This window comes from Funiculus sociatus GB2-C1 (assembly GCF_039962115.1).
In the GTDB taxonomy this organism is placed as follows: Bacteria; Cyanobacteriota; Cyanobacteriia; order Cyanobacteriales; family FACHB-T130; genus Funiculus; species Funiculus sociatus.
Genome location: NZ_JAMPKJ010000067.1, coordinates 1 through 13,023 on the forward strand (window position 1 = coordinate 1; position 13,023 = coordinate 13,023).

General features: G+C 44.6%; 11 protein-coding genes and 1 pseudogene. 6 read left to right on the plus strand and 6 right to left on the minus strand.

From position 1 onward, the window contains the following. The first annotated feature begins 183 nt into the window (after window positions 1-183). Window positions 184-453, plus strand: a pseudogene (locus NDI42_RS23410) (type II toxin-antitoxin system RelE family toxin). Between the two features lie 123 nt (window positions 454-576). Next, window positions 577-705, plus strand: coding sequence for a hypothetical protein (locus NDI42_RS23415; RefSeq protein ID WP_277876905.1), 129 nt, complete (start codon window positions 577-579; stop codon window positions 703-705). Between the two features lie 111 nt (window positions 706-816). Here NDI42_RS23415 and NDI42_RS23420 read toward each other — a convergent pair whose 3' ends face one another. The 3 genes from NDI42_RS23420 to NDI42_RS23430 form a co-directional block, all read right to left on the minus strand. After that, window positions 817-1,170 (minus strand): DUF1257 domain-containing protein, encoded by a 354-nt coding sequence (locus NDI42_RS23420; RefSeq protein WP_190419624.1) that lies wholly within the window; start codon window positions 1,168-1,170, stop codon window positions 817-819. A gap of 144 nt (window positions 1,171-1,314) precedes the next feature. Continuing rightward, a complete protein-coding gene (gene ycf46, locus NDI42_RS23425) occupies window positions 1,315-2,826 on the minus strand; it encodes a stress-responsive protein Ycf46 (RefSeq protein ID WP_190419621.1) in 1,512 nt (503 codons plus the stop codon). A 95-nt stretch (window positions 2,827-2,921) separates the two neighbouring features. Continuing rightward, the gene (locus NDI42_RS23430) at window positions 2,922-3,269 is read right to left on the minus strand and encodes a slr0373 family blue light stress response protein (RefSeq protein ID WP_190419707.1); all 348 of its coding nucleotides are present in this window, start codon (window positions 3,267-3,269) and stop codon (window positions 2,922-2,924) included. A 185-nt stretch (window positions 3,270-3,454) separates the two neighbouring features. On the opposite strand from NDI42_RS23430, the gene NDI42_RS23435 reads away from it, so the two are divergent. The 3 genes from NDI42_RS23435 to NDI42_RS23445 all read left to right on the plus strand — a co-directional run bounded on the left by NDI42_RS23435 (window position 3,455) and on the right by NDI42_RS23445 (window position 6,106). Further along, window positions 3,455-4,003 carry a hypothetical protein gene (locus tag NDI42_RS23435; protein WP_199311471.1) on the plus strand — a complete coding sequence of 183 codons (549 nt, stop codon included), beginning with the start codon at window positions 3,455-3,457 and terminating at the stop codon, window positions 4,001-4,003. Between the two features lie 251 nt (window positions 4,004-4,254). Next, window positions 4,255-4,932 (plus strand): response regulator, encoded by a 678-nt coding sequence (locus NDI42_RS23440; RefSeq protein WP_190444407.1) that lies wholly within the window; start codon window positions 4,255-4,257, stop codon window positions 4,930-4,932. A gap of 694 nt (window positions 4,933-5,626) precedes the next feature. Next, window positions 5,627-6,106: a peptidoglycan-binding domain-containing protein gene (locus NDI42_RS23445; RefSeq protein WP_190460164.1), complete on the plus strand. Its 480-nt coding sequence runs from the start codon at window positions 5,627-5,629 to the stop codon at window positions 6,104-6,106. Window positions 6,107-6,384: 278 nt separating this feature from the next. Here NDI42_RS23445 and NDI42_RS23450 read toward each other — a convergent pair whose 3' ends face one another. Next, window positions 6,385-8,550: a PAS domain-containing protein gene (locus NDI42_RS23450; RefSeq protein ID WP_190460166.1), complete on the minus strand. Its 2,166-nt coding sequence runs from the start codon at window positions 8,548-8,550 to the stop codon at window positions 6,385-6,387. 470 nt (window positions 8,551-9,020) lie between these two features. Then, window positions 9,021-11,543, minus strand: coding sequence for a PAS domain S-box protein (locus NDI42_RS23455; RefSeq protein WP_190460168.1), 2,523 nt, complete (start codon window positions 11,541-11,543; stop codon window positions 9,021-9,023). 283 nt (window positions 11,544-11,826) lie between these two features. Between NDI42_RS23455 and NDI42_RS23460 the strand changes: the two genes are divergently transcribed. Then, complete coding sequence (locus NDI42_RS23460; RefSeq protein WP_206755971.1) at window positions 11,827-12,342, plus strand: hypothetical protein; 516 nt, start codon at window positions 11,827-11,829, stop codon at window positions 12,340-12,342. 134 nt (window positions 12,343-12,476) lie between these two features. Here the strand turns inward: NDI42_RS23460 and NDI42_RS23465 are convergent, their stop codons facing one another. Further along, entirely contained in the window at window positions 12,477-12,992 is a 516-nt protein-coding gene (locus tag NDI42_RS23465; protein WP_190460172.1) for a dihydrofolate reductase family protein, read from the minus strand. Window positions 12,993-13,023: the final 31 nt, after the last annotated feature.

Consider the following 13,023-nt stretch of genomic DNA (forward strand, 5'->3'; position numbering starts at 1 on the left):
CCATGTCAACAGAAACTTTCGGATGGGCGCAAAAAGCGGCTCTGGGTAAGGCGCTTTCCTCTCTGTTTTACCATTTTTTGGGGTGGTCAGTTACTTTTGCCGGGGTGCACTAGCTTTTCTTGCAGGCGAGGCGATGGCTGAATATCGTGCGGGTAAAACTCAAAAATTAGACCCAGAAACAATGTGAAATCGCGTACAACTAACGCATTCCGTAGAGCCTTTACCGATTTACCAAAGCAAGTTCAACAACAGACACGCGAGGCATATCGCCAATTTAAACAAGATCCCAGTCATCCCAGTCTTCGCTTTAAAAAGATCCATCCAGAATTGCCAATCTATTCTGCTCGAATCAGCAAGAGTTATTGAGCCGTTGGACAGTTAGACGGAGATACCGTTATTTGGTTTTGGGTCGGCTTGCACGCAGAGTATGATAAGTTACTATTTCAGTTGTAGCGTTAGTAAGCTAACAGTGCGTTGGAGCGGACGGGACACAAGTTGTCTAACGAGCAATGCTCACCTGATTTATGGATTGATCGCACTTTGTCACCTATTCATCTCCTCACCAGATAACAGGTGATGAGGGTGGTAGATGCGATCGCTCTTTACTTTTTTATAGATAGGCGATCGTGTTCTCGACCAATTTTTGTAGAATGCGATCACCTACATCAAGAAACATATCAAAAGCGCGATCGCGCCGATCTATAGCCATTCCATAATAAAAATAAAAATAAACCCAGCTCTCAAAGAGCTGGGTTATAGGAAAAACGGGCTAATCTGTAGTCGATTAACCCGATATCTTGGGAACGCGCACAATAATTACTTTTGCACAACCAACTTAACGTTGGCGTTGGCAAGACCGCGTTGCTTGACTTCTGCCAAGGTCTTGTTAACAGCATACTTCTGATTAATCGAGTTAATCAGTTCGGTTTGGTTGTGCTTCTTGGCAACGCCCCACAGGTCAGCGATCAGGTCGAAAGAACCATCGCTATTGCGAGACCAACCCAGGTCATATTCGCCTTCCAAAACTGCAACGATGTCGGAACGAACGCGCTGACCGTTGTAACCACGAACATCAGCTTCGGACTTAACGCTGATACCGAGGTCGCGGAGAGAAGCCTTCAGGATTTCGGCATCGGTGATTTTGGTACGCAGGGTGCTAAAGTGAGACATTGGGATTTCCTCCAGTAGAGAGTTAAGAGAAACGACAACTTTTTTGTTTCGAGACCGCCGCCTTAGGAAATTACTTGGCGGCTTTTTTATCAAACTACTAGCAATTTGCTAGTCTTTCCTCCTGTTGGGAGCAGGAGAAAGCTTTTAGAACTCCATTCGCTGATACTCAGCAACGGAGGACGCAGCAGGTCGCGCTCGCTGTCTTGCCCAGTCCCTCAGGGCCGTAACCTGCTCGTTCATTGTCCGGGAAAGCGGCAGCGTGGCTTTAATTGCCGCAATGATATCAAGCTGGGTAAATTCGCGCTCTTGGGCAAATGCTTCGTACATTGCCGCAATCAATCCCTGCTCAATTTCTGCCCCGGAAAATCCATCAGAAACCTTAGCCAGCTGGTCTAGGTCAAAGCGAGAAAGGTCGCGCTTCCGCTTGGCAAGGTGAATCTGAAAAATGTCCTTACGTTCTTCCGCGTTAGGAAGATCGACGAAGAAAAGCTCGTCAAAACGTCCTTTGCGGAGAAATTCCCCTGGTAAACGTTCAACCCGGTTGGCAGTTGCCATCACGAACACCGGAGAAGTCTTTTCTTGCATCCAGGTGAGGAAGGAACCAAAAATCCGGCTGGATGTACCACCATCTGAGTCAGCAGATCCCGAAGTACCAGCAAAGGCTTTGTCTAGTTCGTCGATGAAGAGAATGGTCGGAGAAATCGACTCTGCTGTTTTCAGGGCGTTCCGCAAGTTAGCTTCTGACCGACCTACCATTGAGCCATCATACACTCGGCCCATATCCAGGCGCAGAAGTGGCAAACTCCAGAGGCGGGAAGTTGTTTTGGCAATTAAGGATTTACCGCAGCCAGGAACGCCTAGAATTAACATTCCCTTCGGTTGAGGCAAACCATACTCTCTCGCCTTTTCTGTAAAGGCGTTCGATCGCTGTCTCAGCCAGCGCTTCAACTCTTCTAAACCGCCAACTGCATCAATAGTTTCGTCTTCTTCAATGAATTCTAATATGCCGTTGCGACGGATTAATTGCTTTTTTTCAGAAAGAATAATATCTACTTCTGATTCAGTTAGGCGGCCTGTTTTAACGTATGCCTTACGATAAACTTTTTCAGCTTCATCCCTGGTCAAACCCAAGGCGGCTTTTAACATTTTTTCCCGCGCTTCTGTCGTTGTACGACGGTTGCGAGTTTGCTCTAGCTGACTGGTCAATACTTGGTTGAGTTCTGCCAGGTCTGGCAGGGGGTAGTCTAAAACTACTACTTCTTTTTCCAGCTCGATCGGTATCTGTTGGAACGGTGACATGAGGATAATGGTTTTTTGCGTGCCTTTGAAGCTGGCGATCGCATCCCTCAACCATCGAGTTGTTGCTGGTGATTCAATAAACGGGTGTAAATCTTTGAATATAAAGATACCTGGTTCTCTTTGGCGTACTACCCATTCAATCGCTGCCTCTGGAGAAACAGTATTATGTTGGGTAATATTGCGAGGTTGGCCGTACTCGACTATGCCGTGGGTGACTGTCCATATGAACACACGCCGCTGCTGGGATCTTGTTTGAGCAATTGTGGCAATTGTTCTCTCAGCCCTTTCTTCCTCGGATGTCACCAGGTAGATTAGGGGATATTGAGCTTGAACCAGAATATCTAGCTCTTCTTTCATAATCTATCGACCCATTAGAGACGGCACAACCATTAGCCAACATTCGCACTGCTTGCCTTGATTCGAGCAAGGCACCCGCTCATAGAGGAGGAACCTTAGCAGGGAACCAACTCTTGTTCTCCTTGAGAATCGGTACCAACTTCACTTCTGGTACCTTCAAGGGTGGTTAGCTCCTCAGCCATTACGCCAGGCTGATTACCAAGGGCAACCATTTCTCCATCTCGCACTACCACGGAACTAGAACACTCCGGACAAGAATATACCCGATGCGTCCCCCCGTGATTTGCCTCTACCTCATCCACCACTTCCGGGTTTGTCAGGTAGAAAACAATCGCTCTTTCAACCATTGATGACATCGGTTCCGAGTCAACAGCAGATCGAATTTTGAGCTGACGATGAAGACCTGGAGGAAGATATAACGTAACCTTTTGCTTATCTTGCATATAACTTTTCAGTCGTCCTACCCGGGTATATTTCACAGGTTATCTGTCTTATTCCGGGCTGTCAAGACGTTAAGCCAGCATGACGGCAATATTGTTACATTGCTTAATATTTCACCCGATTGTCCGGCAGAGGATGGGGGACTGGCGAATGAATAAAAGCAGCCAGAACGGAGATATTGGCGTAGGTGTACAAATATTCCAGCCGAGTCGGAAGTCAGAGTTGGCAAGCCAATTGTGGCAATACGAGAGCGATCGCATATACTGCGATCGCCCTCATGATGATGCTGTGGGGTTGTCGCGCCACCGATAACCAGTCAGCAACCTGGAAAATATATAACAACCCGCGCTATGACTTCGAGTTTCCTTATCCCAGTAACTGGATTGCCGCCCCAATGCCAGACAATAGAGATGGGCGGGCGTTTAGAGATCCGCAGAACCTAGAAGTAGAAATACTGGGAGTAGCGGGTGATAGTTTGCCAGAAATTGAACTGGTACCATCGGGACAAAAGCACCCTCATACATCCATGCAGCAGAACTTTACTACCCAACAGGGGATAACCGGGAAGCTGCAAGTAGAACTGCGTTCTGATATCAGTTGGATGAGACTGACCTTAATTCAGGGAAGGATACGCTACTACTGGCAAGGGCGATCGCCTTCCGGACAATTTGACGATTATTATCGCTTCTTCTATTACGTTGCTGGTCAATACCGCATTCCTGAAATAAAAAATTAAAAATGGGAATTATGCAAGTTTTAACAGAGGCTGAGCCTCCTAACCTTCGTTCCCAGCATCTGACTGAGCATGATGGGCATGAGAAGTTAAAAATTTAAAATCGAGATTCGGCAATTTTTAATTTTTAATTTTGCTTTTTTAACTCCCCTAGCGCTTAAAATCAGTCTCAGGGATGAGGCTTTATTTCATTAAACTGCCCAAACCGTGTAATTTTGTCGTAGATAAAACCAATAAAACAATCCTTTAATTCCATGCCTCCGGAAACAGAATCACCATTGAATACACCCACTGAATCTCACCCATTGCGGGTTTTGATTGTGGAAGACGACCCGATGATGCAGCTGGGTTTGGAGCAGTCATTAGCCGCTCACCCCCAGTTCACCATCGTTGGACAAGCTGAAGATGGATACTTAGGCGTAGAAGCTGCTCTGAGACTGAAACCGGATCTGGTTGTGATGGATATTGGTCTGCCGCGACTGGATGGAATTGCTGCCACCCAGCAAATTAAGGCAGCACTTCCTAATGTCCGGGTGGTTGTCCTGACATCCCACACCACAGAAACAGAAATCATTGCTGCCCTCTCTAGCGGTGCCGATGCCTACTGCATCAAAGGTGCTAGTGTAGAGCGATTGTTAGCAGCAATCACTGCTGCCCAAGAAGGTGCCACCTACCTTGATCCGCAAATTGCGCGTCGAGTAATTGACCATCTTAAACCGCCTTCAACGAGCAGCGCCGTCTCAAATTTATCCCAACGGGAATTAGAAGTATTGAAACTGATGGTAGAGGGTAAAAGTAATCCGGAGATTGCTGCTGCCCTCTACCTAAGTCCCAACACTGTGAAAACACACGTCCGAGGGATTATGAATAAATTGTCTGTCGATGACCGGGTGCAGGCAGCTGTTGTTGCCCTCCGTTCGGGGCTGGTGTAGCCTAAAGACACTTTTAGGAAAGCCTTTCTACAAAAAAGTCCGGCGATCCAAGTGATAGATTTGGGTGATTCGCTTAATATCCTGTGTCAACTTTGCCCGGTATCGGTGATTAGAAACTTTCGCTTCTGGCCGGTTGGAGAATTTTCTGCTGGTGAGAGGGTGTTTTGTAATTGCCTTTGGCTGAATTAAAACAATACCAAGGCGTTGTGCGTAAAAGTAGAATAACCCCATGATGACTAGGCACCATTGAATTCAGCGTCAGATTTAAAGTACGACGGGTAAGAGCGATCGCACTTCATGCCGTTGTCTCACCTAGCTGGGTGAAAACAAGCTATTTCTTCGTCTTCGCTTTAGTCAGCCAGAGACTTAAGTCTCTGGCTTATAGCTAACGTGCATTAAAAAAACTGAACTTTGTTATTGTTAGTCGGTTAAAACCGACTTTAGTTATACGCCTGGGGTTTAAACTTCAGGCGAAATTAATTCATCCTATTGATTCACCTGATTGGATGAGGTGAGAAAAATGGGGAAAATATAGAGATGAATTAAAATAGTTTTTAAGAATATAAACTTAATGAATATCCTCCTTTTGTATGAGATAGTTGGGTGAAGTGGGAGCTGGGAAATAACAAGTACCTTAGAAAGTGTAAGGAACACAACACTAATTCAAAAAACACAAATTAAAGGAACCAAAAACATGACAGCTCCAACTAATACTTTCAACGCTCAAGCTAATGCCCAAATCAACAAACCTGTACTCAAGCGCGGTTCCACAGGAGCAGCGGTTCAGGAACTGCAAAGACTGTTAAATCGCTGGGAAACTTACTTTGGCGATATTGACGGTATCTTCGATATAGTGGTAGAAAATGGCGTAAGAGCCTACCAGCATCGGGTCTTTTTGAAAGAGGATGGCGTTGTCGGAAACGTAACATGGCAAGCTCTTTATTCTGGCGCGCCAGTCAATATGCCTGTGCTGAAAAAAGGTAGTAACGGTGAAATAGTGGTAATGCTTCAGCGTCTTTTACAGACAACGGGCGATTTTAATACTGCGACTAGCCCGAATTTCGGCCCGCGCACAGATGCAGCGGTGAGATCCTTCCAGAAGCGTTTTAATTTAGTTGTGGATGGAATTGTGGGCGATCGCACTTGGCACGCTCTGAGCAAAGTTCCCCACTAGAAACAGTTAGGAGTGTTGAGTTATAAGTTATGAAGTCAACACTCCTAACTCAAAAAAGCGATGAGTTATGAGCCTAATTCCAGTATTGCCAAAGTCTCTTGTGTTAGCGTTAGTGCTAATTCGCTGTTGGTGCGTGAGAATACTCGGTTGGGTAACTCGAAGTTGAAGTTATAAATATTTTTATTTTTCAACCTTGCGATCTCACCTTAAGTAATTAAAAATATTACTTTCTTTTTAATTACTTAAGGAAAATTTATTTAATTTTGAATTTTGCCTTTTTAATTTTTAATTGGTAATGTGAACCAAAAAGTTGAGCCGCGGTTGGGGTGGCTAATCACGCCAATTTCGCCGCCGTGGGCTGCGATCGCTTGCCGACAGAGATATAATTTTAGCCCAATGCCTGTCGTGCAGCTGTCTCTAGCATCGCGGACGTGGAGATCGAATAAGCGATCGCATTCTGATTGGCTCATCCCTGCGCCGTTATCCTGAATGGTACATCGTAGCATCCCTGCCTCAATCTTGGCGCTCAAAGTTAAACTTATTCCAGGGGGATTATGTTTTAAAATATGAGTAAATAAATCTTGCAACGCTCGCTGCAACTTAGCCGCATCGACCATTACCAATGGTGAATCTTCTGAAACCAGATTCGTTATATTCGCTTGATTTGCTTTGATTATTGGCTGCAAATCTTCGAGCATTGGTCTTAAAATTGTATTTAATGGTAGCGGCTCAGGATGTAAGACAATTCCTGGCTCTTGGGAAATTTCTAGTAATAAATTAATCATCCCCAGTTGGCGATCGCCAGCCTGAATCATCCGCTCTAAAATATGGCGAGAGATCGGTATCGTATCTTGCGGGCTTTTAAGAAAATTATTGAGCAACAATAAGTTACCCAAAACGGGCGTGCGTAGTTCGTGGTAAACAGTATTTAAAACTACGTCTTTAAGGCGGTTCAACTCTTGAGATTTTGTAATAGCCTGCTGTAACTCGGCTGTGCGTTCCAAGACTTGAGTTTCCAAACTGTTATTAAGCTCTGATAATTGCTCATAAAGTTGTGCTTGCTGGATAGCGATCGCTACTTGCGTCGCCAGTGAAGAAAGCAAGTCAATTTCAAATTGCTGCCAGTGACGCGGTGCGCTGCATTGATTGGCGATTAGCATCCCAAAAAACTGGTCGCCAACTATAATAGGGACGCACAAACTGGCTCTGATTTGATATTTGGTGTAGTATGCAGCATGAAATCGAGATTTCGCTACCGCTTGAGTATCATCAATTGCTCTAACCTGACCTTGTTTAAAAAGTGATTTTATTTCTTTTAAATGACGATCATTCGTCACCCATCCACGAATTGAGCGCCAATTTGGGGCAACAGATTCTGCTAAAACTTTGCCTTGACAATTGTCATTAAGATGTCCAATAAAAACTCGGTCTGTTTGCAGAAATTGCCGGACTTCCTCAACTGTGGTGTTGAGAATTTGATCGAGATCGAGCGAGCGCCTAATTCTTAGGGAAATTTCTCCTAGTAAGCGATCGCGTTCAGCAGCAACTCCTAGTTGCGCTTCCGCAGCTTTGCGTTCAGTGACATCTAAAATATATCCGTCATAGTGTATAATTTCCCCCCTTTCATTGCGGACGATAGTGGTAAAGTCATAGACCCAACGCACAGAGCCATCTGAGCGAATCAGGCGATAATCTTGTTCGTAAGAACTAACACTTTTCTCGGCGCTATAAGCTTGGATCTCAGCATCCACTCTAGCCAAGTCATCGGGATGAACAATGCTGGCATAAGGCACTCTACCAGTTAAAAAATCTTCTGGTTGATAGCCGAACTGAGCCACATTAGGCGAGACGTATTCTACAGGCCAATTTTCTTGTGCAAGCCAGCGGAAAACTGTGACTGGCCCACCGATGAAAAGTCGCCGTTCTCTCTCCAGCGCTTCTTGGGCAGCTTTGCTTTGCGTGACTTCCATCATCAAGCCATCCCAGACCATATCACCATTAGGCTGCTTTTCTGGACGAGAAGCGCATTGTATCCACTTTATTTTTCCAGTAGGGGTAATAATGCGACCTTCCCAAGCCCAAGGTTGCAAGGTGGCGGCAGAAATATCTCCAGATTCTCCATAAGTTTTTAAATCATCCGGATGAATTAACTCTTTGAGCAGTTGAAAATTAGCCTCCACGTTTTCTGGTTCTAACTCGAACAATTCTCGATAGCCAGAAGTAGCACATACTAGCGACTCGTGACCATCATGAGTCCGCAGGTATTGGTAAATCATACCTGGTAAGTTGTCAGTCATTCTTGGGAATTTAAGCTCGCTATGTTGTAGCTTGTCTTTAGTTTCCTCAAGATTTTGAATACCAGTGTCAGCCAAGATTTGTTGGAGCCTTTCAAAGGCTGCTTCATCCCGACAACATTCTCTTATCGCTTGTAGATATTCAGGCATTAGAAATCACATCTCTTTGTTTTAACTCAATAATTTTTCAATAGTTACACCAGGTTGGCAGGTTAAAAAGTATGAATTATTAAGGATAAAGTTTTGGCTTCTGGCGGGAATGAAAAGGGTAATTTAAGCCTTTGTTTCCAGGCTGGGCATGGGAATGCGATTCTTAAGGGTCTACCTCTTTTGGAAAACATAAATTACAAAGGTAGTGTAAGGCTCTGCCTCACAAATATACATTCCCAAGCTGAGCTTGGGAACTAGAAATTTATTCGTGAGGTCTTAAGAGTCCCCAGTCAAGAGTCCCCAATCCCCAGTCCCTCCTTCACACTTCATCCTTCTTTTAGTGTTCCCTAAAACTGTGGAGAAATGTAGTAGGGATTTTTAAATATCATCTTTTTAATTTACAATAGGCGATCGCTTTTTCACATCCTTCCGGCGATTCACCCGATTGGGTGATTGTGGAAAAAGCTCATTTAATATCCACAATCAAAAGACTCATCTAAAGGTAAAGTAAACCAGAAAGTTGCACCGTCTCCAGGTGAACTAATAACACCAATTTCGCCGCCGTGAGCGATGATGATTTGCTGACAAAGATATAATCCTAAACCGATACCAGTTGAGCGTCTAGCTTGGGAACCACGAGCATAAAGTTCAAAGGCGCGATCACACATTTCTTGGCTCATCCCCACGCCGTCATCTTCAATAGTGCAGCGCATCATCTGATTCTCAACTGTGGCCTTGATGGTCATTTTGAGTCCGGGTGGATTGTGGTTCAAGGCGTTGGTGAGCAGATTTTCAAACACGCGCCGCAGCTGAAGCGGATCTGCATTGACGCTGGGCAATTCGCCCTGAACTTGATTTGTCAGGATAGCATGGTTTTTAGCGCACAACAGCTCGAAGTCTTCAACAATGGCTTGTACTAGAGAGCCAATTTGGGTTGGTTCGCGGTGGAGGAGAACGCCTCGAACGTCGCTAGTATGAACTTCTAGCAGGGAATTTATCAGACGGAGTTGGCGATCGCTACTTTGAATCATTCGCTCTAAAATTGAGCGAGGAACGGGAATTGTCTTTTGTTGATGGCTAATGGCTAATTGTTCATGGCGATTAGTCATCAACAAATTCTGCAACACGAGTAACCCGCCGACGATCGGCGTTCGCAGATCGTGGGAAACTGCGTGTAGGAAAATATCTTTAAGCTGATAGAGTTCTTGAACTTCCTCTATTTTTTGCTCTAATTGGGCGGTGCGTTCTTGGACTTGGCATTCCAGGTTGGCATTGAGTGCTTGTACCTGGTTGAATAGAGAGGCTTGTTGGATTGCGATCGCTACTTGGGTTCCCAACTGTTCGAGTAAGTCGATTTCCATTGGTTCCCAGCGTCTCGAACTGCTGCATTGATTGACAATCAACGCCCCTAACAGACCTTGACCGTGTACGCTAATTGGTACAGCCAAGACTGATTTAACTTGATAATCGTTGTGGTAAGATGCGATCGCTTTTGGTACTTGTACCTTACTTGTGTCCTCAACCATTCGGACGCAATTCTCCTCAAACATCGTTCTCAAGCCTGCGAGAGAACTTTCATCATCAAGTACCCAACCCAAAATTGACGGATAATTTGAGTTTACCGATTCTACAATCACCTTTCCTTTACCGTTACCATCTGCATGACCGATGAAAACGCGGTCAGCTTGCAGAAACGAACGAACTTCCTCAACTGTGGTGTTGAGAATTTGCTCCAGGTTCAGCGATGAACGGATGCGCCCTAGAGTTTCTGCTAATAAGCGATCGCGTTTTTGCGTCATGCGTTGCTGGATTTCCGCCTGCTTGCGTTCAGTAATGTCGTTCCCTACAGTAAGCAAACATTCTTCGCCGCCCAAGTTAATAATTTCCGCAGAAAAAAGTCCTATTACCACTTCGCCTGACTGCTTGCGAAACTCGTATTCCTGGTTACGAACCGCCCCATGTTCCTGCAATAACTTGATAACTTGCAGGCGTTCTTCTGGATTAACCCAGATTTGCAATTCAGTTAAATTATGACCAATCACCTGCTCGCGTGTGTAGCCGGAAATATCTAAGAAAGTTTCGTTAACGTCAATATATCGCCCATCTTTAACTGTAGAAATTGTAATCGACTCAGGGCTAGAACTAAAAGCTTTCTTAAATTTCTCTTCTGAAACCCGTAGCGCTTCTTCTACCTGCTTGCGCTGAGTAATTTCGCGGACAATTGCCACAACTTCCTCTTCCCCAAGAGACACCAGCCGCGCTTCCCAATAGCGCTTGGTTCCGTTCAGATGCAGATGGTACTCTAGGTTTTGAGTTTCTCGTGTAGAGATTGCTCGCTCAATGTGGTGCATGAATAATTGAGCTACATCTGTTGGCATTAGCTCGCACAAAAGTTTTCCAACGATTTCATCAGGCGGAACTATCAAATCGCTGGCTTTTTCTGCTTTAAAATCCAGATATTTTCCGTCTTTGCTGAAGATAAACATCAAATCTGGAATCGCATTTAAAAGGGCGCGATTTTTCTCTTCACTTTTTTTAACCCTTTCTTCCGCCTCCTTGCGTTCTGTAATATCCCTAACACTAGCCGCCCGAACCAATCTACCTTGATACAGAATACTTTTAGCAGCAACCTCTGCGATAAAAGTTGTTTTATCTTTTCTCAACGCGATCGCTTCAAAAGGTTGATCTGAAGGTGAGCGCAATCTTTGCCTAATCGTTTCGTGGGAAGGAACGGCTGCGACATCCAGAAGCGACCTACCAATTAATTCGTCTGTTGAATAGCCAAATAATATTTCGGCGGCAGGATTAACATCTAAGATTTTCCCTTGTTCATGAATCAAAACGGCTTCAAATGTTGCGTTATAAAAAACTTCTAGTCTGGTTTGAGTATTAGGCAATCTTTCCGCCTTAACTAGATTGGTTGAAGTGTTTACTGAACCCCCAGCCTGCAAATTAAAGCAGTGTTTTTGAATCTTACCGATAGTTTCTTTCATGCTTTAAGCCTCTTTCTATATTGTTGGTAATCTGGTATAATTGATGCCAACAATAATTTATTGCCGCCAGACTCAGTAGAAGTCGGGAAGGCAAAAGTTAAAATTGATGAACCTGGGAACAAATTCCTCTTCAATGCTTCATCATGGAAACTTCATATTTCCGAAAAACCTTAATTTTTCACCCGATTGGATGAGCCATTTGTGTGAGTACGACCACGCGAGAATCAAGTCATTCTATATAAAGACTATTCACTAAGTCTTGGTACGCTTCCCTACGTCTAAGATGAAACTTCTAACTTTGACCAAAAGTCAATTTTCTCACCCGGTGAAATTCGCCAGCACTTTAGGACTGTTATCGGCGCTAGTGTTTAGTACATCTACTTCAACTCTAGCCCAGCCTTCCCAGCCCGCTAGTTCGCCAGCGCGAAGCAGCACCAACTTGACTGTAAAACGCCAATATGGAACCTGTCCTCAAAAAGTCGGGTTGACGACATTATTAGTTCCATTTGAAGGCGGCGCGGAGCATACAGTTGTAGCAAACACTCGCGCGATCGCAGGATCTGCCAGAGTTTCGAGTTCGGGTAAGAAGTTCGTAGAATACGAAGCCCCATTACAAAGAACCTACGCCTCCTGTGTCGGTCAAGCAACTTCCCCAGAACTGCGGGCGTACCGCTTCCGCTTGGGCAATGGCAAAGTTTATTTCCGCGTAGATGTTGGTTGGGTTAATGGCACTACTCAAATCACATCTAGAAGTTTGTCAGCAGGGCTTCCCTACGTGCGTTGGATAGCCACCGAATAACTGCGGAGTGAATAAGTTGGGAAAGTGAAGCTACACATCTGATTTTCTCAGTCCCCTTAAAAAAGGGGCTGAGAAAAGCGATTAGTGCAGCGGGAAAAAAATGAATTGGTATAACACCTAAGTAGCGATCGCGTTCAACCCATAAAATTGTAAGATAGCTGAACCAGTCCCGAACTGTATGTCTGACATCCAGTCAGCTTCAAAAATGTGGTAGTTAATTGATTAGAAAATAGTGGAATTCCTTCGCCTAAGACGATTGGGTGTATTGAAAGAATCAGCTCATCCACAAGATTGTTGCTGATGAAATCGTGAATTAATAGAGAGCCTCCCACTAACCAGATATTCTTTCCATCAACCTGACGTAAATCATCTACAAAGTTCTTCACATCTGTTGCGATAAATTCAGCATTGTTGTCCGATGGGCAGGAAGGATGCCTTGTGAAAACATAATTCTTTTTCCCTTTGTACGGATATTCTCCAAAAGTAAGAACTTGTTCATAGGTTTTTCTGCCCATAACAACGGTGTCAACGCCAGCGTCGAACTCCGAATAACCATAATCTTGGTCTGTGAACAGCCAGTCAACATTACCAGAAGGGCGTGCAATATAGCTGTCTAAACTAGATGCAATAAATAATATGACTTTACGCATAACAACACCTAAACAAATGCACTACAGATAA

Excerpts from the sequence above, each read along its gene's own strand:
- NDI42_RS23415 (WP_277876905.1), top strand. The coding sequence starts at position 577 with ATGAGGGTGGTAGATGCGATCGCTCTTTACTTTTTTATAGATAGGCGA.
- NDI42_RS23420 (WP_190419624.1), bottom strand. The coding sequence starts at position 1,170 with ATGTCTCACTTTAGCACCCTGCGTACCAAAATCACCGATGCCGAAATC.
- ycf46 (WP_190419621.1), bottom strand. The coding sequence starts at position 2,826 with ATGAAAGAAGAGCTAGATATTCTGGTTCAAGCTCAATATCCCCTAATC.
- NDI42_RS23430 (WP_190419707.1), bottom strand. The coding sequence starts at position 3,269 with ATGCAAGATAAGCAAAAGGTTACGTTATATCTTCCTCCAGGTCTTCAT.
- NDI42_RS23440 (WP_190444407.1), top strand. The coding sequence starts at position 4,255 with ATGCCTCCGGAAACAGAATCACCATTGAATACACCCACTGAATCTCAC.
- NDI42_RS23445 (WP_190460164.1), top strand. The coding sequence starts at position 5,627 with ATGACAGCTCCAACTAATACTTTCAACGCTCAAGCTAATGCCCAAATC.
- NDI42_RS23450 (WP_190460166.1), bottom strand. The coding sequence starts at position 8,550 with ATGCCTGAATATCTACAAGCGATAAGAGAATGTTGTCGGGATGAAGCA.
- NDI42_RS23455 (WP_190460168.1), bottom strand. The coding sequence starts at position 11,543 with ATGAAAGAAACTATCGGTAAGATTCAAAAACACTGCTTTAATTTGCAG.
- NDI42_RS23460 (WP_206755971.1), top strand. The coding sequence starts at position 11,827 with ATGAAACTTCTAACTTTGACCAAAAGTCAATTTTCTCACCCGGTGAAA.
- NDI42_RS23465 (WP_190460172.1), bottom strand. The coding sequence starts at position 12,992 with ATGCGTAAAGTCATATTATTTATTGCATCTAGTTTAGACAGCTATATT.